Origin of the sequence: Vescimonas fastidiosa, assembly GCF_018326305.1 — a bacterium.
GTDB classification, from domain to species: Bacteria; Bacillota; Clostridia; order Oscillospirales; family Oscillospiraceae; genus Vescimonas; species Vescimonas fastidiosa.
In genome coordinates, this window is sequence record NZ_AP023415.1 from 23,448 (window position 1) to 47,299 (window position 23,852).

The 23,852-nt window shown below is 59.8% G+C and carries 21 protein-coding genes; 10 read left to right on the forward strand and 11 right to left on the reverse strand.

From position 1 onward, the window contains the following. Nucleotides 1–17 precede the first annotated feature (17 nt). Nucleotides 18–950 (reverse strand): cysteine synthase A, encoded by a 933-nt coding sequence (gene cysK, locus KI236_RS00135; RefSeq protein WP_212818247.1) that lies wholly within the window; start codon nt 948–950, stop codon nt 18–20. A 255-nt stretch (nt 951–1,205) separates the two neighbouring features. Here cysK and KI236_RS00140 point away from each other — a divergent pair, with 255 nt between their 5' ends. Next, nucleotides 1,206–1,637: an RrF2 family transcriptional regulator gene (locus KI236_RS00140; protein WP_212818249.1), complete on the forward strand. Its 432-nt coding sequence runs from the start codon at nt 1,206–1,208 to the stop codon at nt 1,635–1,637. A 130-nt stretch (nt 1,638–1,767) separates the two neighbouring features. Here KI236_RS00140 and KI236_RS00145 read toward each other — a convergent pair whose 3' ends face one another. From KI236_RS00145 to KI236_RS00165, 5 genes are read right to left on the reverse strand one after another with little or no spacing between them, the layout of a single operon-like run. Then, on the reverse strand, nt 1,768–2,352 hold the full coding sequence (locus KI236_RS00145; RefSeq protein WP_212818251.1) for an ANTAR domain-containing response regulator: 585 nt from the start codon (nt 2,350–2,352) through the stop codon (nt 1,768–1,770). Between the two features lie 36 nt (nt 2,353–2,388). Beyond that, nucleotides 2,389–3,600 (reverse strand): glutamine synthetase family protein, encoded by a 1,212-nt coding sequence (locus KI236_RS00150; protein ID WP_212818253.1) that lies wholly within the window; start codon nt 3,598–3,600, stop codon nt 2,389–2,391. A gap of 18 nt (nt 3,601–3,618) precedes the next feature. Continuing rightward, nucleotides 3,619–4,341 (reverse strand): GltB/FmdC/FwdC-like GXGXG domain-containing protein, encoded by a 723-nt coding sequence (locus KI236_RS00155; RefSeq protein WP_212818255.1) that lies wholly within the window; start codon nt 4,339–4,341, stop codon nt 3,619–3,621. A 33-nt stretch (nt 4,342–4,374) separates the two neighbouring features. Beyond that, nucleotides 4,375–5,880: a glutamate synthase-related protein gene (locus tag KI236_RS00160; RefSeq protein WP_212818257.1), complete on the reverse strand. Its 1,506-nt coding sequence runs from the start codon at nt 5,878–5,880 to the stop codon at nt 4,375–4,377. Beyond that, entirely contained in the window at nt 5,880–6,974 is a 1,095-nt protein-coding gene (locus KI236_RS00165; RefSeq protein ID WP_212818259.1) for a class II glutamine amidotransferase, read from the reverse strand. Before KI236_RS00165 ends, KI236_RS00160 begins: the two co-directional genes overlap by 1 nt. A 321-nt stretch (nt 6,975–7,295) precedes the next feature. Between KI236_RS00165 and KI236_RS00170 the strand changes: the two genes are divergently transcribed. Beyond that, a complete protein-coding gene (locus KI236_RS00170; protein ID WP_212818261.1) occupies nt 7,296–9,392 on the forward strand; it encodes a glutamine synthetase III family protein in 2,097 nt (698 codons plus the stop codon). A gap of 94 nt (nt 9,393–9,486) precedes the next feature. Here the strand turns inward: KI236_RS00170 and KI236_RS00175 are convergent, their stop codons facing one another. The 5 genes from KI236_RS00175 to KI236_RS00195 form a co-directional block, all read right to left on the reverse strand. Further along, nucleotides 9,487–11,217, reverse strand: a complete 1,731-nt coding sequence (locus tag KI236_RS00175; protein ID WP_228738056.1) for a phospho-sugar mutase — start codon at nt 11,215–11,217, stop codon at nt 9,487–9,489. A gap of 34 nt (nt 11,218–11,251) precedes the next feature. Continuing rightward, nucleotides 11,252–11,632, reverse strand: coding sequence for a hypothetical protein (locus tag KI236_RS00180; protein ID WP_212818263.1), 381 nt, complete (start codon nt 11,630–11,632; stop codon nt 11,252–11,254). Nucleotides 11,633–11,672: 40 nt separating this feature from the next. Further along, nucleotides 11,673–12,155, reverse strand: coding sequence for a 23S rRNA (pseudouridine(1915)-N(3))-methyltransferase RlmH (rlmH, locus tag KI236_RS00185; RefSeq protein WP_212818265.1), 483 nt, complete (start codon nt 12,153–12,155; stop codon nt 11,673–11,675). After that, nucleotides 12,143–12,943, reverse strand: a complete 801-nt coding sequence (locus KI236_RS00190) for an MBL fold metallo-hydrolase (RefSeq protein WP_212818267.1) — start codon at nt 12,941–12,943, stop codon at nt 12,143–12,145. Before KI236_RS00190 ends, rlmH begins: the two co-directional genes overlap by 13 nt. 120 nt (nt 12,944–13,063) lie before the next feature. Further along, entirely contained in the window at nt 13,064–14,362 is a 1,299-nt protein-coding gene (locus KI236_RS00195) for a UDP-N-acetylglucosamine 1-carboxyvinyltransferase (protein WP_212818269.1), read from the reverse strand. Nucleotides 14,363–14,724: 362 nt separating this feature from the next. Here KI236_RS00195 and KI236_RS00200 point away from each other — a divergent pair, with 362 nt between their 5' ends. The 8 genes from KI236_RS00200 to rdgB all read left to right on the forward strand — a co-directional run bounded on the left by KI236_RS00200 (nt 14,725) and on the right by rdgB (nt 23,851). Beyond that, the gene (locus KI236_RS00200) at nt 14,725–15,078 is read left to right on the forward strand and encodes an ArsR/SmtB family transcription factor (protein ID WP_212820555.1); all 354 of its coding nucleotides are present in this window, start codon (nt 14,725–14,727) and stop codon (nt 15,076–15,078) included. Between the two features lie 19 nt (nt 15,079–15,097). Continuing rightward, nucleotides 15,098–15,316, forward strand: a complete 219-nt coding sequence (locus tag KI236_RS00205) for a cation transporter (RefSeq protein ID WP_212818271.1) — start codon at nt 15,098–15,100, stop codon at nt 15,314–15,316. Nucleotides 15,317–15,496: 180 nt separating this feature from the next. Then, nucleotides 15,497–17,362 carry a heavy metal translocating P-type ATPase gene (locus tag KI236_RS00210; protein WP_212818273.1) on the forward strand — a complete coding sequence of 622 codons (1,866 nt, stop codon included), beginning with the start codon at nt 15,497–15,499 and terminating at the stop codon, nt 17,360–17,362. 275 nt (nt 17,363–17,637) lie between these two features. Next, nucleotides 17,638–21,207: a chromosome segregation protein SMC gene (gene smc, locus KI236_RS00215; RefSeq protein ID WP_212818275.1), complete on the forward strand. Its 3,570-nt coding sequence runs from the start codon at nt 17,638–17,640 to the stop codon at nt 21,205–21,207. A gap of 148 nt (nt 21,208–21,355) precedes the next feature. Further along, nucleotides 21,356–22,225 carry a signal recognition particle-docking protein FtsY gene (ftsY, locus tag KI236_RS00220; RefSeq protein ID WP_212818277.1) on the forward strand — a complete coding sequence of 290 codons (870 nt, stop codon included), beginning with the start codon at nt 21,356–21,358 and terminating at the stop codon, nt 22,223–22,225. Between the two features lie 14 nt (nt 22,226–22,239). After that, nucleotides 22,240–22,956, forward strand: a complete 717-nt coding sequence (gene rph, locus KI236_RS00225; RefSeq protein ID WP_212818279.1) for a ribonuclease PH — start codon at nt 22,240–22,242, stop codon at nt 22,954–22,956. A gap of 23 nt (nt 22,957–22,979) precedes the next feature. Further along, nucleotides 22,980–23,264, forward strand: a complete 285-nt coding sequence (locus KI236_RS00230; RefSeq protein ID WP_228738057.1) for a hypothetical protein — start codon at nt 22,980–22,982, stop codon at nt 23,262–23,264. Further along, a complete protein-coding gene (gene rdgB / locus KI236_RS00235) occupies nt 23,261–23,851 on the forward strand; it encodes an RdgB/HAM1 family non-canonical purine NTP pyrophosphatase (protein WP_212818281.1) in 591 nt (196 codons plus the stop codon). Before KI236_RS00230 ends, rdgB begins: the two co-directional genes overlap by 4 nt. Nucleotide 23,852 lies beyond the last annotated feature (1 nt).

Here is a 23,852-nt window from a genome sequence, read left to right on the forward strand (position 1 = left end):
AATTCTATTCAGCCGTTTCAGTCTGCAAACAGGGGAGTGGAGAGATAGCGGTCGCCGGTGTCAGGCAGCAGGGCCACAATGGTCTTGCCCTTGTTCTCCGGGCGCTTTGCCAGCTGGATGGCGGCCCACACGGCGGCGCCGGAGGAGATGCCCACCAGCACGCCCTCCTTCTTGCCGATGAGCTTGCCGGTGGCGAAGGCATCGTCGTTTTCCACGGGGATGATCTCGTCGTAGACCTTGGTATCCAGCACATCCGGCACAAAGCCTGCGCCGATGCCCTGAATCTTGTGGCTTCCGGACACACCCTTGCTCAGCACCGGGGAGGCGGCAGGCTCCACAGCCACCACCTTCACATGGGGGTTCCGGCTCTTGAGATACTCGCCTATGCCGGTAACGGTGCCGCCGGTGCCTACGCCGGCCACGAAGATGTCCACCTTGCCGTCGGTGTCCTCCCAGATCTCAGGGCCGGTGGTGGCCTTGTGAACGGCGGGGTTGGCGGGGTTTACAAACTGGCCGGGGATGAAGCTGTTCGGGATCTCCTTGGCCAACTCGTCAGCCTTGGCGATGGCACCCTTCATGCCCTTGGCACCCTCGGAGAGCACCAGCTCCGCGCCGTAGGCCTTCATCAGCTGACGGCGCTCCACGCTCATGGTCTCGGGCATGACGATGATGATGCGATAGCCCCGGGCGGCGGCTACGGAGGCCAGGCCGATACCGGTGTTGCCGGAGGTGGGCTCGATGATGACGGAGCCGGGCTTCAGCAGCCCCTTCTGCTCGGCATCGTCGATCATGGCCTTGGCGATGCGGTCCTTCACGCTTCCGGCGGGGTTAAAGTATTCCAGCTTGCCCAGAACCTTGGCCTCCAGGCCCTGGGCCTTCTCAATATGTACCAGCTCCAGCAGGGGAGTCTTACCGATCAGCTGATCTGCAGATGTGAAAATCTTGCTCATTTTATATTCCTCCAAAATTTATTCTCAAAAGTTCCTATGGTTATCTGAATGTGGTGTCTGCGTTCTGGCTCACGGACAGCAGCAACATCGAAATTCGGCGGTAAAGTTCATTTTGAATTACCAACCTTTCTTGTAGGTTAATACGGATTATAGACCTGCCGGGGCTGTTTGTCAATACCCTTTAAGAAAATAATTTAATTGATTTACCCACTTCCCTGGTGTATAATAGGTAAAAAGAAAAGGGAGGGACAAAGTATGCTGATTTCAACGAAGGGACGCTATGCGCTGCGGGTGATGATCGACCTGGCCGAGCATCAGGCAGACGGATTCATCCCCCTAAGGACCATTGCCCAGCGCCAGGGCATTTCGGAGAAATACCTGGAGAGCATCATTAAGCTCCTGGTGAAGGCAAAGCTTCTCGCCGGACTCCGGGGTAAGGGCGGCGGCTACCGCCTGACCATGGCGCCGGAGCAGTACACCGTGGGCAGCATCCTGCGTCTGACGGAGGACTCCATGGCTCCCGTGTCCTGCCTGGAGCCCGGGGCGGAGGTCTGCTCCCGCTCCGGCGAGTGCCGCACGCTGGCCCTTTGGCGGGGGCTGGATAAGGTCATAAGTGACTATCTGAATGGTGTCACCCTGGCCGACCTGATGCACACCGATCCGGAGGGATTCGACTATGTGATCTGACCGTCGGCGCGATTTATATGCCGGGGCCAGGTTGAGATTGCCGGAAAAAGGGGCGGAAGCCCCATAAAAGTCCATAGCTTAGGAAGCGGCGTGCCGGGAAGCTTTTTCCGGCACGCCGCATTTATGTGTTTTATTTGTAGGTTTTGATAATATTCTCCGCTGCCTCCCGCCTGGAAATGCGCAGATCCATAGCCTGCTTTTCAATATACCGGTGCGCCTCCGCCTCTGTCATATTCAGGCATTCGATCAGGAGCCATTTTGCCCGGTTCACCAGGCGGATCTCCTTGATCTTTTCCTCTACGGTGGCCTGCTTGGCCTGCATTTGCCGTATCCGCTCCCGGGTGGCGCAGAGGATGCGCAGGTTTTGGGCCACCATTTGCCGGTTGGTGGGCTTGGACAGGGTGATTACCCCGTAGCGCACCACCTTGGAGTAGATCTCGTTATAGTGGTCGTTTTTCACCAGCAGCAGCACACCGGCGCCGCTGCCGGTGCAAATGTCAATGGCCAAATGCATTCCGAAATCGTCCGGCAGCGGTGTGTTGATCAGCACAATGTCAAACTCCGTGTCGGCCAGCCATCTGCGGGCCTCTGCCACACTGGACGCCGTTTGCACCGGCCAATAATCGGTCATGGGGAGCAGCGGCATAATGCTGTCTGTGAACCGTTCCGAGGCGGTAACGATCAAAACACTGTAGGTCCTTTCTTGAAATACCACAGGCTCCCCTCCTTTCCCCCCGGAGATTCCGGCGACTTACTTCACGCCAAAGGCGCACAGCACCGACTCGGGCAAATGTGCCCGCACAAACGGGCTGGTCTCGGCAAGGGCAATGGCCTCACCCAGGGAATCCGGCAGCGCTTGCAGCGCCTGCAGGATCTCTGCCGGGGCCGTGTAGAGATTGAAGTCCGAGGCCGGCGGGAGGGCCAGCTTATGGCTAATGCCGTAGAGCCCGGCGTAAATCAGCAGGGCATAGGCCAGATAGGGATTGGCGGTGGAGTCGGCGGAGCGCAGCTCTGCCCGGCGCTGCTCGCCCACAGCGGCGGGAATGCGGATCAGCTGGGAGCGGTTTTCATCCGACCAGGTGATGTACCGGGGTGCCTTGTCGCAGCCCAGGCGGCGATAGGATTCCTCGCTGGGATTTAAAAATAGGGTGATCTCGGCGATCTTATCCAGCAGACCGGCAATAACGGACGGCAGCAGGTCCGCCGTTCCGCCGTCCCTGGCGGAAATGTTTATGTGCATTCCGCTGCCGTCTCGGTCCGACAAAGGCTTGGGCTGAAAGCTGGCGCACAGGCCGTTTTGAGCGGCCACCGTGCGGACCACGGCCCGGAAGGTGATGGCGTTGTCCGCGGCGGTCAGGGGATCGGAGTAGCGGAAGTCGATCTCGTTTTGCCCCGGCCCACTCTCGTGATGAGAGCTTTCGGGCTGAATACCCATCTGCTCCAGCATCAGGCAAATCTCCCGACGGATATGCTCGCCCTTATCGTCGGGGGCAATGTCCATATAGCTTGCCTGGTCATGGGGGAGGGTAGTGGCCTTGCCGTATTCATCCAGCTTGAACAGATAAAACTCCATCTCCGCGCCGAAGGCGAACTCAATGCCCCTTTCGGCGGCCTCGGAAACGGCTTTTTTCAGGATGCTGCGGGTGTCCCGCTCAAAGGGCCGGCCATCGGGATAAAAAATATCGCAGAACATCCGGACCACCTTGCCATGCTCTGGCCGCCAGGGGAGCTGGATCAGGGTGGAGGGATCCGGCCGCAGTAGCAGGTCGGACCGCACCTCGCCGCCGAAGCCCTCAATGGCGGAGGCGTCGATGGCGATCCCGTAGGTGAAGGCCCGGGACAGCTCACCGGGCATAATGGCCACATTGTGCTGCTTCCCGTAGACATTGCAGAAGGCCAGGCGGATAAATTTCACATCCTCCTGCTCCACGAACTCCATAATTTCCCTGGGTGTATACTTCACAAGCCCACCTGCTTTCCTTTAGTTTGTAACATAAAGCTGCTTATAGGGGTTGCTGCTGTTGGGGGTGATCACGGTAAAGGGCTGGCGCAGCAACGCATCACAGTTGCCGCCGAACAGCTGGCAGAATGTATGCAGATAGTCCCGCACCTCGTTCATATCCTTGCGGGAGGCCGGGCGGGCAATGACCTGCTTAGGCAGCAGGAGCTTTTTGCAGTCCGAGCGGATGTAGAGCTTGCCGCCGTGCATCCCTGTGCAGGGGAAATTGCTCACGATGGGACGGGGCCCGTCGGTAAGGCCTAAAACGATGATAATGCCGCCGGCCTGGTATTCGCCCAGAAAGCTTCCGGCCTTGCCGCCGATGACCATGACCGGCAGCTTGTCGCCGTAGGCCTTCATGTGGATCCCGGCCCGGTATCCGGCGTTTCCCTCTACATACAGCTCGCCGCCCCGCATGGCATAGCCGGCGGCGTCGCCGATGCTGCCGTGTATAACAATGCGGCCTGCGTTCATGGTGTCGCCCACAGCGTCCTGGGCATTGCCGCGCACCTCGATGCAGGCGCCGTTGAGATAGGCACCCAGGGCATTGCCGGGTGTCCCCGTTATAGAGAGGCTTCCCTCCTCCAGTCCCGCACCGATAAACCGCTGCCCGTAGCAGTCGGTCACAGAAGCGTCTCCGGAGCAGTCGCGGATCGCCGCGTTGAGTTGTCGGTAATCCATTCCGGACGCATCAATATAGGTCATTATAGCACACCTCCGTATAGCTTGTACATAGAATTATTCGCCTGCATGGGAAATCCCCAAGATCTCCAGCTCCTTGTCGGTCATGCCGACGCCCCGGAGCATCAGGCGGTTCCCCTTCAGGGCCTCAATGGAGTTGATGCCCATGCCGCCCATCATCTCCTTGATCTCGTGCTTCCAGGCGGTCAGCAGGTTTACCAGTCTGTTTTTCCCCTCTTCGATGTCCAGCCGACTCACCAGCTCCGGGTTCTGGGTGGCAATGCCCCAGTTGCACCGGCCCGTCTGGCAGGAGCGGCACAGGTGGCAGCCCAGGGCCAGCAGAGCGGCTGTGCCGATGTAGCAGGCGTCCGCCCCCAGGGCAATGGCCTTGACCACATCGGCGGAGGAGCGGATGCTGCCGCTGGCGATGAGGGAGATGTGATTTCGAATTCCCTCGTCCCGCAGACGCTGGTCCACCGCAGCCAGAGCCAGCTCAATGGGAATGCCCACGGTGTCTCGGATACGGGTGGGAGCGGCGCCGGTGCCGCCCCGGAAGCCGTCGATGGCAATGATGTCCGCGCCGCTGCGGGCGATCCCGCTGGCAATAGCGGCGATGTTATGCACCGCGGCTACCTTTACAATAATAGGCTTTTTGTATTCCGTTGCCTCCTTCAGAGAGTAGACAAGCTGGCGCAGATCCTCAATGGAGTAAATATCGTGGTGGGGGGCGGGCGAGATGGCGTCGGTCCCCTCGGGCACCATGCGGGTCCGGGACACATCGCCTACGATCTTCGCACCGGGCAGGTGGCCGCCGATGCCCGGCTTTGCCCCCTGGCCCATCTTGATCTCAACGGCGGCACCGGCCTCCAGATACTGCTTGTGTACGCCGAAGCGGCCGGAGGCCACCTGGACGATGGTGTTGTCCCCGTAGGCGTAGAAGTCCTCGTGGAGCCCGCCCTCGCCGGTATTATAGCAGATGCCCAGCTCCTGAGCCGCCTGGGCCAGACAGGCGTGGGCGTTGTAGCTGATGGAGCCGTAGCTCATGGCGGAGAACATCACCGGCATGGACAGCTCGATCTGCGGCGGCAGCGTGCAGATAAGCTGTCCCTTTTCGCCTCGGCGGATGCTGTCGGGCTTCCGGCCCAGAAAAACTTTCGTTTCCATAGGCTCCCGAAGGGGGTCCACCGGGGGATTGGTCACCTGAGAGGCGTTGATGAGGATCCTGTCCCAATATACGGGATAACGCTTGGGATTGCCCATGGACGACAGCAGCACGCCGCCGCTTCCGGCCTGCTTGTAGATTTCTTTGATCGTATCCTCGTCCCAGTTGGCGTTGTCCCGGAAGGTGCAGTCACTTTTTCGGATCTTCAGGGCATGGGTGGGGCAGAAGCACACGCACCGCTGGCAATTCACGCACTTGCTCTCGTCGGTGGTCATGCAGCCCCGGTCTTTGTCAAAGCCGTGTACACCGTTGGCACATTGCTTTTCACACAGACGGCAGTTTATGCACCGAACCGGGTCGCGGACAACCTCAAACTGCGGATAAATATAGTCGATACCCATTAGAATTTCCCCTCCTTTACCCGAACGATCACAGGCTCGCCGCCTGCCGGGGCGTAAATGTTCTCCACATCCGGCTCAATGACCCGAATGGCGGACTCCTCGCTGGCAATGTAGACCTTGTCGTCCTTTTCACCCACCACCATGCTGCGCAGCTTCAGCCGGTCATTCAGAGCCATAAGCCCGCCCTCAAAGCCCAGCACGATGGAAAACGGCCCCGTGATAAGCAGACTGGAAAAGACCTTGCGGAGATACCGCAGCTTCTCCTGCTCCTGGGGCGGCTTCCTGTCGATGGTACTCCAGAAGGGAGCGGCGATGACCGAGGCCAGCTCCTCCAGCGACAGCTTTTGCTTGCGCAGCAGATAATCGGCGATGTAGGTAATGACCTCCGTATCCGTTTGCAGGGTACACTTGTAGCCGAACATCTCAATGAAGCGGCGGTTGGTGTCGTAGGAGGATATTTCCCCGTTGTGAACAATGGAGTAATTCAGCAGAGCGAAGGGATGCGCGCCGCCCCACCAGCCGGGGGTGTTGGTGGGATAGCGGCCATGGGCCGTCCAGCTATAGGCCTGGTAGTCCTCCAGCCGGTAGAAATAGCCCACATCCTCCGGATAGCCCACCGCCTTGAATACGCCCATATTCTTGCCGCAGGAAAATACATAGGCCCCCTTGATTCGGGTGTTGATGGCCATTACGGCCCGGGTCACGCACTCCTCCTCATCTATCTGCATGGAGGCCAGGGTGCTGCGCAGGGGTGTGACAAAGAACCGCCAGATCAGCGGCTCATTGGTAATGGCCGGCGTTGTGCGAATGGGGATCCGCTCCAGGTGGACGATCTCCATGGTCTCCCGCAAAAAGGCCTCGCAGCTTTTCCGGGCGGCCCGGTCCTCCAGGAACATATGCAGGGCAAAAAAGTCCTTGTACTCCGGGTAAATGCCGTAGGCCGCAAAGCCGCCGCCCAGTCCGTTGGAGCGGTCGTGCATGGGGCGCATACTCTCTATGATCTTTTCTCCGGTCATGCGCTTCCCGTCTCTGGATATAACGGCGGAAATGGCGCAGCCGGAAGGGATGCGTACCTGGCCTTCCATTTTATTCATAAAATCAGCTCCTATAAAAATAAAAAACGACAGAGTTTTGCAAGAGAAACTAATCTCTCTTGCAGAACTCCATCGTTCAAGCATAGTATAATCCATAATTTTGAATTATGCAATCCAGCAAATTGCAAAAAAATCATTTGTTAATTTTTCTGCATTGTGACAGAATGTGCAAAAATGCACAAAAACCGCATTTTTTTGTTGACATTTGCCGCCGCGGGGTGTACTATTCGGCCATGTTAAGAGACACAGGCGTCTCGGAGGGAGCTTTCCCGCCCGGACGCAGTGTCTCCTTTTTTATTTTTCGGAAAGGAAGAATCTGTTATGACAACTGTACCGGAATATTTTGGAAGCCTTGTTTTTGATACCCGTGTGATGAAGGCCCGCCTGTCCGGCGATGTATACCGCTCTCTGAAGCAGACCATTCAAAAGGGCGTTAAGCTGGACCCCACCGTGGCCGATGCCGTGGCCTCGGCCATGAAGGACTGGGCCATTGAGAACGGAGCCACCCATTTCACCCACTGGTTCCAGCCCATGACCGGGATTACCGCAGAGAAGCACGACAGCTTTATCAGCCCCGCTCCCGATGGGCGGGTCATCATGGAGTTCTCCGGCAAGGAGCTTATCAAGGGCGAGCCGGACGCATCCTCCTTCCCCTCCGGCGGCCTGCGCGCTACCTTTGAGGCCCGGGGCTACACCGCCTGGGACCCCACCAGCTTTGCCTTTATTAAAGGTAAGACCCTGTGCATTCCCACGGCCTTTTGCTCCTATGGCGGAGAGGCGCTGGATAAAAAGACGCCCCTGCTGCGCAGCATGGAGGCCCTGAACCGACAGGCACTGCGTATTTTGAAGCTGTTCGGAAACGAAAGCGTCCGGCGGGTGTCACCCTCTGTGGGCGCAGAGCAGGAGTATTTCCTTATTGATAAGGAAGTATACGATAAGCGCCGCGATCTCATTTACACCGGCCGGACCCTGTTCGGGGCCAAGCCCCCCAAGGGTCAGGAGCTGGACGACCACTATTTCGGCCCTATCAAGCCCCGGGTAGAGGCCTACATGGCCGACCTGAATGAGGAGCTTTGGAAGCTGGGCATTCTGGCTAAAACGGAGCACAACGAGGTGGCTCCCTCCCAGCACGAGCTGGCGCCTATTTTCACCACCACCAACATCGCTACCGACCAAAACCAGCTGACCATGGAGATTATGCAGAAAGTGGCGGCGGGGCATGGCTTGGTGTGCCTGCTCCAGGAAAAGCCCTTTGCCGGGGTCAACGGCAGCGGCAAGCATAATAACTGGTCCCTGGCCACCGATACCGGCGTCAACCTTCTCTCTCCTGGGGAGACGCCCTATGAAAACGCGCAGTTCCTGCTGTTTTTGGTGGCCGTTGTGCAGGCTGTGGACGACTACCAGGGCCTTCTGAGGGCTGCTGTGGCCACCGCCGGAAACGATCACCGCCTGGGTGCCAACGAGGCGCCTCCTGCTGTGGTCTCCGTGTTTCTGGGCGATGAGCTTACGGCCATTCTGGAGGCCCTGGAGACGGACACGGCATACGCCGGTGTGGAGAAGAAGAAGCTGAAGCTGGGCGTGGATGTGCTGCCCCATTTCTTCCGGGACACCACCGACCGCAACCGTACCTCCCCCTTTGCCTTCACCGGCAATAAGTTTGAGTTCCGCATGCTGGGCTCCAGCAACTCCATCGCCTGTGCCAACATCATGCTGAATACGGCTGTGGCTGAGTCCCTGCGTCAGTACGCCGACGAGCTGGAGTCTGCCTCTGACCTGAGCACAGCCCTTCACGACCTGATCCAGCGTGTTATTCGCCAGCATAAGCGCATTATCTTCAACGGCAACGGCTATGACGATGCCTGGATTCAGGAGGCCACCGAAAAGCGCGGCCTGCTGAACCTGCGCACCACGCCGGACGCCATCCCCATGCTGGTTCAGAAGGACAATATGGCCATGCTGGTGCGCCACAAGGTCTTTACGGAGTCCGAGCTTCGCTCCCGCTATGAGATCCAGCTGGAAAACTACTGCAAGACCGTCCGCATCGAGGCCCTGACCATGGTGGATATGGCCCGAAAGGAGATCCTGCCGTCGGTAGAGGCCTATGTGTCCGACCTGGCCACGGCCGCCGCCGCCAAGAGCACCGTTTCCGAGGAGCTGCCCTGGGGCTATGAGAAGAAGCTGCTGCGCAAGCTGGCCTCCCTGGTGGACACCATGGATGGCCGGGTGGACAGCCTGGAGGAGAAGCTGGTGCGCCTGGATACCCTCCGGGATACCACCGAGGAGGCGGCCTTCATCCGCGACGAGCTTATTCCCGCCATGGGCGAGCTGCGGGCCGTAGCCGATGAGTCGGAGACCCAGACCGCTGCTAAGTACTGGCCCTTCCCCACCTACGGCGAGCTGCTGTTCAGCGTAAAGTAAAAACCGTTTTCGAGTGCCGGTAGACAAATAATCCGCCCCGGGGCAACCTCTGTAAAGAGGACGCTCCGGGGCGGAATTTTTGCGCTTTATTGGGTTACTTTTGCAGAGACAGAGCCCACTGGGAGTATTTGGCGATGTTTTCATCCCGCTGCTTGGGATCGCTTCCCAGGGTGAGGATATAGACCTTGATCTTGGGCTCGGTGCCGGAGGGACGGACCAGGATCACGGTGCCATCGGCCAGGGCGTAGCGAAGCACATTGCTGCCCTTCAGCTCCGAGGCGGTAACCTTTCCGCTTGCGCAGTCGGTGACGGTGCCGTCCTTATAGTCCGTGCGTGCCGTAACGGCCACCCCGGCGATGTCCGCAGGGGGCACATCCCGCAGGGACTGCATGAGCACAGCCATCTTCTCCAGACCGTCCAGGCCGGGCATCACCAGATTGTGGGTCTTTTCACCGTAGTAGCCGTACTTTTCGTACAGGGCCTGGAGGGCGTCAAAGAGGGTCATGCCCCGGCTCTGATACCAGGCGGCCATCTCCGTCAGCAGCAGGGAGGCGGTGACGGCGTCCTTGTCCCGGACATAGTCGCCCAGCATATAGCCATAGCTCTCCTCGTAGGAGAACACCACCTTACCCAAACCCTGGCTCTCCAGCTGCTGCTTCTTTTCGGCCATGAACTTGAAGCCCGTGAAGGTATCGTAGCAGGTGACGCCGTGACTCTCGGCCACCCGGCGAGCCATTTCGGTGGTGACGATGGTCTTCAGCAGCACGGCGTTTTTAGGCAACTTTCCGTTACGCGCCATGGCGCCCAGCAGATAATCCGCCAGCAGCACGCCGGTCTGATTGCCGGACACGGGGATGAAGCGGCCGTCGGTGCCGCGCACCAGGATGCCCACCCGGTCGCTGTCCGGGTCGGTGCCGATGATGAAGTTGGCGCCCACCTGGTCAGCCAGGGCGATAGCCAGATAGAAGCCCTCGGGATTCTCGGGGTTGGGGGACTCTACCGTGGGGAAGGAGCCATCCAGCACCATCTGCTCGGGTACGCAGTGCAGGTGCTTCACGCCCAGGTCCCGCAGAGCCTGGGGCACCAGCTTCCAGCCGCAGCCGTGGAAGGGGGTGTAGACCACATGGAAGTCATCCGCCACCTTGGCGACACAAGCCCGGTCATTGACCATGGCCATGACATTTTCCATGAAGGCGTTGTCGGTTTCCTCCCCCATAAGCTCGATGCGTCCGGCGGCCTTGGCCTCGTCGAAGGGCATGGTCTTTACGCCGGTGAAAATGTCGATATTTTCCAGCTCCTTGGCAATGGCGTCGGCGTGGTGGGGGGGCAGCTGGGCGCCGTCGGACCAGTAGACCTTGTAGCCGTTATACTCCTTGGGATTGTGGCTGGCGGTGATGTTAATGCCCGCCTGGCAGCCGTAGTGCCGCACGGCGAAGCTCAGCTCCGGGGTGGGGCGAAGGGATTCGAAAATGCGCACATGGATGCCGTTGGCGGCGCAGACTTCCGCGGCAGCCCGGGCAAACTCCATGCTGTGGTGGCGGCAGTCCATGCAGATGGCAACGCCCTTATCCATGGCGGCGGGGCCTTCGGCGCAGATGACATTGGCAAAGCCCTGGGTGGCCCAGCGGATCACATAGATATTCATCTGGTGCAGGCCCATCTTCATGGTGCCCCGCAGACCGGCGGTACCGAACTCCAGGGGGCCGTAGAAGCGGCTCTCGATCTCCTTGTCATCGCCTGCGATGGATAAAAGCTCTGCCCGCTCATCTTCGGTGATGGCGTCGCTGTGGAGCCATTTTTGATATTCCGCTTTGTAGTCGATCATGCTGTAAAATCTCCCTTCCGTTTTATTGTGAAAGTTATGAATTATCCTCGTCGAAAATGGGCTCGGCGTTGAGCAGGGCCCGGGCCTCCTCCAGGCGGGAGGCGGGGACATAGAGGTCGGCACCGTAGCCGGAAAAGCCGTTGATAACCTTGCCGGCGCCGCCCTCCTTGGCATAATACTTAAAGCAGGGGATGCCGCAGGAGTGCAAAAAGGAGACGGTCACATCCGACTCGGCGGGGGAGTCGAAGGTGGACTGGAGCAGAACGGCCTTCTCCTTTTCGCCCTTTTCGTCCACCGGCCAGGCCGGTTCCTCCTTGTGGAAGCGCCAGCCGGAGGAGAGATCGTCCCAAAAATTCTGCGGGAGCTCGCCGTTTCGGGCGGTTTCCGAGACAGCTAACATATCAAAATCGTTCATGAAAAAACCTCCAATATGTTTTGTTATATGGTATCACCGATTATTTGTGGTATTTTGTCCCCTGCCGGATCTGAAAGGCGCGGTAGATCTGCTCTAAGAGCATCACCCGGGCTAGGTGGTGGGGAAAGGTCATGGGGGACATGGAGAGCTTCCAGTCCGCCCGGCGCTTCAGGTTCTCGCTGAGGCCCACGCTGCCGCCGATGAGGAAGGTGAGCTGGGTCTTGCCGGAGACCGCCAGCTGCTGCATTTTGCGGCTCATTTCCTCGCTGGAGCAGGGAGTGCCCTCAATACACAGGGCCACCAGCGCCCCGCCCTTGGGGAGCTTTGCGGTGATGGCGGCGGCCTCCGCGTCCAGAGCCTGCTGGATTTGGGCGGGGGAGGGCTCCTCCGGTAGACGGCTCTCCGGCAGCTCGAGAATGTCTAATTTACAGTACCGACTCAGGCGCTTGGCGTACTCCGCCGTGGCGTCCAGGTAGAATTTTTCCTTTAATTTTCCCACGCACAGGACGGTTATTTTCTGCATGGCAGGCCCTCCGCTATGTAAGCCTCGCTGCACTCGCCCCGGGGCGCCACGGTGAGATGCACATCGGCAAAGCCGCCGCCGCGCAGGGCGCACTCCACGGTATGGAGGGCGCAGACAGGGGTGTTATTCTCCTTGCTCAGATGCACCAGGACGAACTGGCGGGTGCCGGTTTTGGCCATGCGGCAGGCAAAGGCGGCCGCCGCATCGTTGGACAGGTGGCCCCGGTCGCTCAAAATGCGCTGCTTTAGGGGGTAGGGGTAGGGCCCCGTTTGCAGGTGGGTCACATCGTGATTGCTCTCCAGGAGCAGCAGGTCTACTCCGGCCAGAGCTTCCTCGGCGGCCTCGGTCACATAGCCGGTGTCCGAGAGAATCCCGGCGGAGGCGGTGGGGGTGTCGAAGCGGAAGTCCATAGACCCCTCGGCATCGTGGGAGGTGGCAAAGGGGGTAACGGTGAGACCGCCCAGCTCCTGGGCCAGACCCGGAGCCAGGGGATGGAGCAGCTCGGCCACTGTGGGGACCTGGCGGGAAAGGACCGCGCAGGTGGCGGGGGAGGCGAACACCGGCAGGGCCGTGTGCTTGAGAAAGACCCGCAGCCCGGCGGTGTGATCAGAATGGGTATGGGTGATGAAAACAGCGGAGAGGGTGTCCGGGGGATGGCCCAGGGCCTTCAGGGCCGTTTCCATGCGCCGGGCGGAGATGCCGGCGTCCACCAGAATGCGCACGCCGCCGCCGCAGACCAGGGCGGCGTTTCCCTCAGAGCCGCTGGCCAAGGTATGGATGGTGATCAAATGTCAGACCTCGCTTGTGATTTCATGGGAGTAGAGAAAGGTGGTGGGATAAAAACAGCGTCTGTACGCCGGCCGCCTTTCGGCGACTCTACGCGGCAGACGCTGCCTGGCGGCTGATCCTCAGCCGATATGGGCTTCTTTTTGCTCGGCGATGTCGGGCAGCTCCACCACGCGGATGTCCGCGCCTACGGCACGGAGCTTGCCCACCAGGTCCTCATAGCCCCGCTCAATAAACTGCACCTGGCTCAGCTCCGTGGTGCCCTGGGCGCTGAGACCGGCAATAACCATGGCCGCCCCTGCCCGCAGGTCACAGGCCTGGACCGGGGCGCCCTGGAGATGGTCCACGCCCTCGATGACGGCCACATGGCCGTCGGCCTGGATGTTGGCTCCCATGCGCTTTAGCTCGTCGATATACTTAAAGCGGCTGTTCCACACATTTTCGTTGACGATGCTGGTACCCCGGGCGGTGGTGAGGACCGCGGCGATCTGGGGCTGCATATCCGTGGGGAAGCCCGGGTAGGGCATGGTTTTCACATTGGTTTTCTGCAGGGGATCGCTGCGGCGAACCAAGATGGCGTCGCCCCGATCCTCTATATACACGCCCATCTCCACCAGCTTGGCACTGATGCAGTCCAAGTGCTTGGGGATGACATTTTTGATGAGTACCTGTCCGCCGGTGGCGGCCACGGCAGTCATGTAGGTGCCGGCCTCGATCTGGTCGGGAATGATACAGTAGCTGCCGCCGCCCAGACGCTCTACGCCCCGGATCTTGATGGTCTCGGTGCCTGCGCCCCGGATATCGGCGCCCATGGAGTTAAGGAAGTTGGCCAGGTCCACAATGTGGGGCTCCTTGGCGGCGTTTTCAATGACGGTGTTGCCCCGAGCCAGCACAGCGGCCATCATAATATTCATGGTAGCGCCTACAGACACTACATCCAAATAGACGGAGGTACCGGTAAGGCGGCCGTCCTTGGCGGTGGCCTGGATGAAGCCGCCCTCTACGCCCACCTCGGCTCCCATGGCGGTAAAGCCCTTGATGTGTTGGTCAATGGGCCGCACGCCAAAGTCGCAGCCGCCGGGCATGGCCACGGTGGCCTCGCCGAAGCGGCCCAGCAGGGCGCCGATAAGATAGTAGGAGGCACGGATGCGCCGGGCCATTTCATAAGAGGGATGGGTGGAGTGGATGGCATGGCAGTCCAGCTCCACGGCGTGACGGTTCAGCACGCGGATCTTAGCGCCCAGCTCCTCCAGAATATGCAGAAGCAGGGTCACATCGCTAATCTGGGGGATGTTTTCAATGCGGCAGGTACCATCCACCAGCAAAGCGGCGGGGATAATGCCTACGGCGGCGTTTTTGGCACCGCTGATGGTGATCTCTCCGAAAAGCGGATGTCCGCCTTCAATAATATATTGTTTCATAGAATTCCCTTTCCTAAAGTGAAGGAGGCCCAGTGCCTCATTATAAGAGCCGCTGCGTCAAACGCCGCAGGGCATAGTCATCCATTTATAAGAAATAGTATATCACATATTTTTTCAAAAGCAATCACCAATATTCCAAATCCGGCGGAAATCTTCCTCGGAAAATATGGAAAGAAGAAAAACAGGTCACTGAAAAAACCTTTCTGTCCCTGCTTTCCCTATTTCTACGGGGCCGTCAGCCTGAAAATTGCCGAATTTTTTTCAAAAGGGGTTGACACCGGAGAGAGATAGGTGTAGTATACAAACAACAAATATGTGAGCAATTATTCATATGAACACTTGAGGAGAAAAATATGGAGCAGATGGAAAAGAACCAGGACCAGGAGTTCCTGTGTCTGGACGAGAGCGGCGTGGAGGCCGTGCGCCAGCAGATGCCCGACGAGGACGATCTGTATGATCTGGCGGAGCTTTACAAGGTGTTTGGCGACTCCACCCGGATCAAGATACTCTATGTGCTGTTCGGCGCGGAGCTGTGCGTGTATGACATTGCAAGGCTCCTGGGCATGACCCAGAGTGCCGTGAGCCACCAGCTTCGCATTTTGAAAAACAACAAGCTGGTGAAGTTTCGCCGGGAAGGTAAGACTGTTTTTTATGGCCTGGATGACGACCATGTGCGCTCCATTTTGAAGCTGGGTATGGAGCATTTAGGCGACTGAGGAAAGGAGACCCATTATTATGAAAAAGACTTACAAAATCGAAGTAGACTGCGCTGCCTGCGCCGACAAGATGGAGCAGGCAGCTCAGAAAATCCAGGGTGTGGCTGCCGCCACCGTCAGCTTCATGACCCAGAAGATGAAGGTGGAGTTCGCAGAGGGCGCCGATGTGGAGGCGGTGATGCAGCAGGTGCTGAAGAACTGCAAAAAGGTGGAGGACGACTGCGAGATTTACCTTTGACTGGCGAAAAAATCCGTGTCATTGCGAAGCCAGTCCGCAGACTGGCTGTGGCAATCCGTGATACCCTATATCCCGTTTAGTCAGCGTGGCGGGCGACCGCAAGGGTCGCCCCTACGCAATTTTTGCCGATAAAAGGCTGCGATATTCTTTTTCGTAAACACAGAAGGAGGCGTAAAGGCCGTGACAAAGAAGCAGAAAACCAATCTTATACGGATCATCGTGTCGGCGGTGCTGGTGGCGGGGATTTGGCTCTCGCCCCTTACAGGCTGGCTGGAGGGCGTGCTGTACCTCCTCCCGTATTTCATCGTGGGCTATGACATTTTGCTCAAGGCTGTGAAGGGTATTTTCCGGGGGCAGGTGTTCGACGAGAATTTCCTTATGGCAGTGGCCACCGTGGGCGCTATGGCCCTGGGCGACTGGCGGGAGGGCTGCGCCGTTATGGTGTTTTACCAGGTGGGCGAGCTGTTCCAGAGCTACGCCGTGGGTAAGAGCCGCCGCAGCATCTCCGACCTGATGGATATTCGTCCGGACTATGCCAACATCGAGTCCGGCGGCACCCTGGAGAAGGTGGACCCGGATGATGTGGCCGTGGGCACCGTCATTGTGGTGCAGCCCGGGGAGCGCATTCCCATTGACGGCGTGGTGACCGAGGGTGAGTCTGCGGTGAATACCAGCGCTCTTACCGGCGAGAGCCTGCCCCGGCAGGTGAAGGCCGGGGACGAGATACTCTCCGGCTGCGTGAACCTCAGCGGCCTGCTGCATATCCGGACCACTAAGGAATTCGGCGACTCCACCGTGGCCAAGATCCTGGATCTGGTGGAAAATTCCAGCATGAAAAAGGCCAAGGCGGAGAACTTTATCACCAAGTTTGCCCGGGTCTATACCCCTGCGGTGTGCTACAGTGCCCTGGCTCTGGCGGTACTGCCGCCGGTGGTGCGGCTTGCTATGGGCAATGCACCCCTGTGGGGCGACTGGATCACAAGAGCCCTGACCTTCCTGGTCATCAGCTGCCCCTGCGCCTTGGTCATCAGCATTCCCCTGAGCTTTTTCGGCGGCATCGGCGGCGCGTCTGCCAAGGGGATTTTGGTCAAGGGCAGCAACTACTTGGAGGCCCTGGCTAAGACCGGGTGCGTGGTGTTCGACAAGACGGGCACCCTGACCAAGGGCGTTTTTCAGGTGCTGGAGACGGCCCCGGAGGGCATGGACGCACAGACCCTGCTGGGCTGGGCGGCCCAGGCGGAGTGCTACTCCGGACACCCCATCAGCCAGAGCCTGAAGGCGGCTTGGAGCGGCCGGGTGGATGCCGACCGGGTGACGGATGTGGAGGAGCTGGGCGGCTTCGGCCTTACGGCGCAGGTGGACGGCCACGCCGTGGCTGTGGGCAACCGGCGGCTCATGGAGAAGCTGGACATTCAGCCCGCAGAGCCTCAAAAGGCCGGAACCGTGGTCTATGTGGCCGTAGACGGCGTCTATGCCGGGTGTATCCTCCTGGGTGATGTGGTGAAGGAGCACGCAGTCCAGGCCATTCGGGGCCTGAAGGCGGAGGGCATCGAAAAGACCGTTATGCTCACCGGCGATGCAGACGCGGCGGCCCGGCAGGTGGCATCCCAGCTGGGCGTAGACGAAGTACACAGCCAGCTTTTGCCGGCGGATAAGGTCCGGCAGGTGGAGCGGCTGCTGCAGGAGCGCAAGGACGGTCGACTCCTGGCCTTTGTGGGCGACGGCATCAACGACGCACCTGTGCTGGCCCGGGCCGACATCGGTATCGCCATGGGCGCCCTGGGCAGCGATGCGGCCATTGAGGCGGCGGATGTGGTGCTTATGGACGATGACCCGGCCAAGATCGCTCTGGCTATGCGCATCTCCCGGCGGACCCTGCGCATTGTGTACGAGAATATCGTATTTGCCCTGGCGGTAAAGGCGGTGTGCCTGGTGCTGGGCGCTATCGGTATCGCCAATATGTGGCTGGCCATCGGCGCGGATGTGGGCGTGATGGTGCTGGCGGTGCTCAATGCCACCCGGGCCCTGTCGGCGGGAAAAGAGTAAAAAATAAACAGGCGGAGGGAGCTGTGGAAAGCCCCTTCGCCTGTTTTGTCTGCAGATTGCCCTTGTTTTTTTCGGAGTCGTAATCGCCATCTCTGAGCAACCGCTTGTCGCAGCGCTCTTACTATATTTATAGTACCACACGGACGGAAAATGTCAAGTGTGGGTTTTCTTTTGCCCCGGGTTGGGGGGCCATATTTTAGTCTTGAAAACCCGACCTCTTTCTGCTACAATTATTTAGTTAAAGTATGCCATTTTTGAGTAGTGAGGTGAACTGCGTGTACTTAAAAGCGCTTGAGATACAGGGCTTTAAGTCCTTTCCGGAGAAAACGGTTTTGAACTTCGGCGAGGACATCACAGCTATCGTCGGCCCCAACGGCTCCGGCAAGTCCAATATTTCCGACGCCATCCGCTGGGTCATGGGCGAGCAGAACAGCCGTCAGCTCCGGGGCGCTAAGATGGAGGATGTCATCTTCGGCGGCACCGAAAAGCGCCGCCAGATGGGCTTTGCCCAGGTGACGCTGGTCATTGACAATACCGAGCACATTTTCAGCCGTGATGAGGCAGAGGTGGCGGTGACCCGCCGCTATTACCGCAGCGGTGAGTCGGAATATTACATCAACCGTCAGTCCGTGCGCCTCAAGGATGTGAACGAGCTGTTCATGGACACCGGCATGGGCCGGGAGGGCTATTCCATCATCGGTCAGGGTAAAATTGATGAGATATTATCCGTCCGCAGCGACGACAGGCGGGAGGTTTTCGAGGAGGCGGCGGGCATCAGCAAGTACCGCCACCGCAAGGAGGAGTCTGAGCGGAAGCTCCAGCGCACGGAGGAGAACCTGGTGCGCATCAATGACAAGATCGCGGAGCTGGAGCTGCAGGTGGAGCCCCTGCGAAAGCAGGCGGAGACGGCTAAGAAATACCTGGTGCTTCACGATGAGCTGCGCACCCTGGAAATAAGCGTGTGGCTGGAAAATCTGCAGAAGCTGAAAACCGATCGGCTGAAGCTGCAGGCGGACTTTGAGACCGCGCAGGCCGACCAGAAAAAGGCCCAGGCGGAGCTGGATGAGGTATATGCCCAGGCAGAGGAATGCGCCCGGCTTATGCACGAGAGCGACTGCGCCGCCGAGGAAAAGCGCGCCCGGGTCTCGGACCTGGAGAGCGCCATCGGCGAGCATGAGTCCGCCGCCGCCGTGGCCCGAACCACGGCCCGGCATCATGCGGAGACCATCCAGCGCATGGAGCAGGAGATGAGCGAGAGCCGCAGCCGCACGGAGTCCCTCCAGGAGCAGACGGAGGCCCTGGGCCGCCGTATAGAGGAGATCGGAGAAGCCGCCCGGACTCTGGACGGGGAAATGGAGGCGCTGTGCGAGGAAATGCGCGGCAGCACCCACAGCAGCGATGCCTATGCCGTCCGGCTGGAGGAGCTGCGCCGCCGGGAGGCTCAGGAGGTTGCCCAGGCGGCCCAGGCCCAGGCGGAGCTGTCCGCCCTCACCGCCGGCTCGGACGAAATCGCCCAGCGTACCCGGGAGCTGGAGGATGAGCTGTCCCAAACCCGGGAGAAGCTGACCCAGGCCCAAGGAGAGGCCGGGGAGAACGAAAAGAAGCTGCAGGCTGCCCGGGAGGAGGAGCAGGCCGCCTCCAACATCATCGGCGGTCACAGCCTGAAAATGGAGGGCCGTCAGCGCCGCGCCCGGGAGAGTGCGGAGCAGAAGGACCGGCTGACCCTGGAGGAAAAGACCCTTTCAGACCGCATCCGGCTGCTGAGCGAAATGGAGAAGGAATACGAGGGCTTTTCCAAGGCCGTGAAGATCGTCATGCGGGCGGCCGAGGCCCGAACGCTCTCGGGTATCCATGGGCCGGTGGGCAACCTGATCCACGCCGACAAGGAGTGCAGCGTGGCTATTGAAATCGCCCTGGGCGGTGCGCTGCAGCATATTGTTGTGGATACGAAAAACGACGGCAAGAATGCCATCGGCCTATTAAAGCAGCGGGACGGAGGTCGGGCTACCTTCCTGCCTCTGGACACCATCCGGGGCCGCAGTCTCCGGGAAAACGGCCTGGAAAACGAGTACGGCTTCGTGGGCGTTGCGTCGGAATTGGTGCGCTACGAGGGGAAATATGGTGCCGTTGTGGAGAACCTTTTGGGCACTACCGTGGTAGTGGAGGACCTGGACTGCGGCATTCAGATGGCCAAGCGCCACGACAACCGCTTCCGCATCGTCACCCTGGACGGCCAGGTCATCAACGCCGGTGGCTCTATGACCGGCGGCAGCGTCAGCCGTAATGCGGGGATTCTCTCCCGCTCCGGGGAGCTGGAGCAGCTGGAGAAAAAGCGCAAGAAGATCCAGTCCCAGCTTCAGGACGCAGCCCTTATGGCCGAGAGTGCCAACCGGGAGCTGCAGAAGGCCCAGTATGAGCTGGAGGTGGCCAAGGACCAGCAGCGCCGGGCCAATGACCGGGTGCTGACCCTGGAGGGCCGCAAAAACCACTTTGATATTTTGCTGGACAGCCTGAAGCACCAGCAGGAGAGCCTGCACATTCAGAAGGAGAACCTGCAAAAGCGCAGCAGCGATGACGCCGGGCGGATGGACACCATTCGCCGGACCATTGCGGACTTTACCGCCCGGGCGGAAGCCACCCGGGCCGAGACGGAGACGCTTCAAAAGGAGCAGGCGGACTGCCGGCAGAGCCTCAGTGAGCTGTCGGCCCGGCTGACAGAGAAAAAGGCCCGGCAGGCGGCCCTCACTGCCGAGGGGGAGAGTACCCGGCGCAGCATGGAGGACCTGGTCCGCCTCCGGGAGAGCCTGGAGGGTGAGCACACCGACCGGGAGAGCCTGCGCGTCCGAACGGAGGAGGCCATGGCCCAGGCACAGGCTGAGGAGGAGCGGCAGATGCAGCAGGCCTGGGAGCTTCGGGAACACATTGAAGAGCATCGCCTGGCCCTGCAAAAGCTCGCCCAGGAGAAGATGGCCCTGGAGGCCCGGCGCAGCCAGACGGATCGGCTCAGCCGCACCTGCAACGATACCCTCCTCAACTGTGAGCGGGAGGTGACCCGCCTGGAGGGCAAGCTAAACGGCAGCGCTCTGGAGGAAAAGCAAATTCTGGATAAGCTGTGGGAGCGGTACGAGCTGAGCCACAGCGATGCCCAGAGCCTGCGCATCGAGCTGGAGAGCGTGCCCAAGGCTACCCGGCGTATCGGCGAGCTGAACCGGGAGATCAAGGGCCTGGGGCCCATCAACATCGGCGCTATTGAGGAGTTTGACCGGGTGAACACCCGCTATACCTACCTCTCTGACCAGCGCAACGATGTGGAGAGGGCCAAGGAGGAGCTGGTGGGCATCATCGAGGAGATCACCAAGCAGATGACGGAGATCTTCGCCACCCAGTTTGAGATACTCAAGCAGAGCTTCCAGGAGACTTTCCTGGAGCTGTTCGGCGGCGGCCGGGCTACCCTGGAGCTGGAGGACGAGAACGATATTCTCCGCTGCGGCATTGAAATTAAGGCCCAGCCCCCGGGAAAACAGCTGAAGACCCTGTCGCTGCTCTCCGGCGGTGAGAAGGCCTTTGTGGCCATCGCCCTGTATTTCGCCATTTTGAAGGTGCATCCCACGCCGTTTTGTGTGATGGACGAAATTGAGGCGGCGTTGGATGAGTCCAATGTGGTGCGCTACGCCAAGTATATGCGGCGCATTGCCGGCAAGACCCAGTTCATCGTCATCACCCACCGCCGGGGCACTATGGAGGAGGCGGATGTGCTGTATGGCATCACCATGCAGGAGCGGGGCGTTTCCACGGTGCTTACGGCCAACCTCAATGAGCTGAGCAAGGAAATGAAAATCAAGTGAGGAAAAACGGATTGCCACAGCCAGTGTGCGCACTGGCTTCGCAATGACAGGTTTACGGGACGCGGTGCGTGACCGGTGCGGGCCGATGTAGGCATCGACCCCTACGGATACGACGCATACATTTATAATTTGGAACAGGAGGCAGCATATGGGTATTTTCAGCAAGCTCAAGCAGGCCTGGTTCGGGGATGTGAACTGGGAAAAGCTGGACGACGAATTTTTTGATAATTTGGAGGAGTCCCTGATCCTGGCGGATGTGGGGGTAAACATCGCCACCGAGGCGGTGAACTCCCTGCGTAACGCCGTGTTCAGCTACGACATGAAGGACCCGGAGCAGGTAAAGGCGGAGCTGCGGAAGATATTGCTGCAAAAGCTGTCCGTGGGCGATGCGGCCCTGGACACCGCCAAGAGCCCCACGGTGATTCTGGTCATCGGCGTCAACGGCGTGGGCAAGACCACCTCCATCGGCAAGCTGGCGGCGCGGCTGAAAGGGGAGGGGAAAAAGGTCCTCCTCTGCGCAGGGGACACCTTCCGGGCCGCTGCCGCCGATCAGCTGGAGATTTGGGCGAACCGGGCCGGGGTGCCCATTGTGCGCCAGCATGAGGGGGCGGACCCGGGAGCGGTGCTGTTTGATGCATTGCAGGCGGCCAAGGCCCGGGATGTGGATGTGGTCCTGTGCGATACCGCCGGTCGGCTGCACAATAAGCAGAACCTGATGAACGAGCTGGCCAAGCTCCGGAAGATCATCGACCGGGAGCTGCCGGAGGCGGGCCGGGAGACACTGCTGGTGCTGGATGCCACCACCGGGCAAAACGGGCTTATCCAGGCCCGGAGCTTTAAGGAGACGGCGGGGCTTACGGGCATCGTGCTGACCAAGCTGGACGGCACCGCCAAGGGCGGTATCGTTATCGCCATTGCCCGGGATCTGGGCGTGCCGGTTAAATTTGTAGGCGTGGGCGAGGGTATCGACGATCTGAAGCCCTTTGACCCGGAGGAATTCGTAAACGATTTGTTTTAACAGGGGGAGAGACTATGACCAGAGCGGACGGACGGGCTTTTGATCAGCTTCGGCCCGTGGAGCTGACCAAGGACTATATAAAATTTGCCGAGGGCAGCGTGCTGATTCGCTGCGGCGACACGGTGGTGCTGTGCAACGCCTCGGTGGAGGAGAAAACACCGCCCCATGTGCCGGAGGGCCACGGCTGGGTGACGGCGGAGTATTCCATGCTGCCCCGGGCCAACCGGGAGCGCTCCCGCCGGGATATTGACAAGCTGAAGCTCTCCGGCCGCAGCGCGGAGATTCAGCGGCTTATCGGCCGCAGCCTCCGGGCGGCGGTGGACAGAGAGGCCCTGGGGGAGCGGACCATCACCGTGGACTGCGATGTTTTGCAGGGAGACGGAGGCACCCGTACCGCCTCCGTTACCGGCGGCTTTGTGGCCCTGGCCCTGGCCTGCCGGAAGCTGATGGCTGAGGGTAAGGTGACAAAAAATCCCATTATCCATCAGGTGGCGGCGGTGAGTGCAGGCATTGTGGACGATGTGCCCCTGCTGGACCTGCCCTACGCCGAGGACAGCCGGGCCCAGGTGGATCTCAACTGCGTCATGAACGAAAAAGGGGAGCTCATTGAGCTGCAGGGCACCGGCGAGGGTCGGAGCTTTACCCTTTCGGAGCAGCAGGAGCTGGTGCGCCTGTGCGCTAAGGGCATCGGGGAGCTGCTGGAAAAGCAGCGCCGGGTGCTGCAGGGATAATACAAAAGTAAGAAGGTAGAGATATGTCATCGGAAATTTTCGAGGCAGGTATGCTGCTGTGCTTTGGCTGCTCCTGGCCCATGAACATCACCAAATCCATTCGGGCCAAGACGGCTAAGGGGAAAAGCCTGGCTTTTGAACTCTTTGTGCTGGTGGGATACATTTGCGGCATAACGGGTAAGTGCATCAGCGGACAGATCAACTGGGTGTTCGCCATCTATATACTGGACCTGCTGATGGTGGCTACGGACATATTACTGACGCTGCGCAATCGGCGTCTGGACAAGAGAAAGGAGGCAGCGCAATGAAATTCGTATTGGCATCCCATAACAAGGGAAAACTGGCAGAAATGCAGAAAATATTAGGTGAGCTGGGTGTGGAGGTGGTGCTCCAGTCGGATCTGGGTCTGGACCTTGAGCCGGAGGAGAACGGCGCAATCTTCACCGAGAATGCCCGCATCAAGGCTAAGGCTGTCATGGAGGCCAGCGGTCTGCCGGCCATCGCCGATGACAGCGGCCTGTGCGTGGACGCGCTGAACGGCGCGCCGGGGGTCTACTCCGCCCGGTACGGCGGGCTGGATGACGATGCAGCCCGCTACCGCCTGCTGCTGCAGAATATGCGCGGCTCCATGACCCGGGCGGCCCACTTCCATACCTCGGTGGTGTGCCTGTTCCCCGACGGGACAGAGCTGACGGCAGAGGGGGAGTGCCCGGGTACCATTGCCTACGCCCCTATGGGGGACGGCGGCTTCGGCTATGACCCGGTGTTCTATGTGCCGAGTCTGCGCAAGACCTTTGCCCAGATGACACCGGAGGAGAAAAACGCCATCAGCCACCGGGGCAACGCCCTGCGGGCTTTCGGGACGGAATTAAAAGAATATTTGGAGAAGCATTGAC

Excerpts from the sequence above, each read along its gene's own strand:
- KI236_RS00230 (WP_228738057.1), top strand. The coding sequence starts at position 22,980 with ATGTCATCGGAAATTTTCGAGGCAGGTATGCTGCTGTGCTTTGGCTGC.
- KI236_RS00170 (WP_212818261.1), top strand. The coding sequence starts at position 7,296 with ATGACAACTGTACCGGAATATTTTGGAAGCCTTGTTTTTGATACCCGT.
- KI236_RS00200 (WP_212820555.1), top strand. The coding sequence starts at position 14,725 with ATGGAAAAGAACCAGGACCAGGAGTTCCTGTGTCTGGACGAGAGCGGC.
- KI236_RS00140 (WP_212818249.1), top strand. The coding sequence starts at position 1,206 with ATGCTGATTTCAACGAAGGGACGCTATGCGCTGCGGGTGATGATCGAC.
- KI236_RS00155 (WP_212818255.1), bottom strand. The coding sequence starts at position 4,341 with ATGACCTATATTGATGCGTCCGGAATGGATTACCGACAACTCAACGCG.
- KI236_RS00175 (WP_228738056.1), bottom strand. The coding sequence starts at position 11,217 with ATGATCGACTACAAAGCGGAATATCAAAAATGGCTCCACAGCGACGCC.
- rlmH (WP_212818265.1), bottom strand. The coding sequence starts at position 12,155 with ATGCAGAAAATAACCGTCCTGTGCGTGGGAAAATTAAAGGAAAAATTC.
- KI236_RS00195 (WP_212818269.1), bottom strand. The coding sequence starts at position 14,362 with ATGAAACAATATATTATTGAAGGCGGACATCCGCTTTTCGGAGAGATC.
- KI236_RS00160 (WP_212818257.1), bottom strand. The coding sequence starts at position 5,880 with ATGGGTATCGACTATATTTATCCGCAGTTTGAGGTTGTCCGCGACCCG.
- rph (WP_212818279.1), top strand. The coding sequence starts at position 22,240 with ATGACCAGAGCGGACGGACGGGCTTTTGATCAGCTTCGGCCCGTGGAG.
- rdgB (WP_212818281.1), top strand. The coding sequence starts at position 23,261 with ATGAAATTCGTATTGGCATCCCATAACAAGGGAAAACTGGCAGAAATG.
- KI236_RS00180 (WP_212818263.1), bottom strand. The coding sequence starts at position 11,632 with ATGAACGATTTTGATATGTTAGCTGTCTCGGAAACCGCCCGAAACGGC.
- cysK (WP_212818247.1), bottom strand. The coding sequence starts at position 950 with ATGAGCAAGATTTTCACATCTGCAGATCAGCTGATCGGTAAGACTCCC.
- KI236_RS00205 (WP_212818271.1), top strand. The coding sequence starts at position 15,098 with ATGAAAAAGACTTACAAAATCGAAGTAGACTGCGCTGCCTGCGCCGAC.
- KI236_RS00165 (WP_212818259.1), bottom strand. The coding sequence starts at position 6,974 with ATGAATAAAATGGAAGGCCAGGTACGCATCCCTTCCGGCTGCGCCATT.
- ftsY (WP_212818277.1), top strand. The coding sequence starts at position 21,356 with ATGGGTATTTTCAGCAAGCTCAAGCAGGCCTGGTTCGGGGATGTGAAC.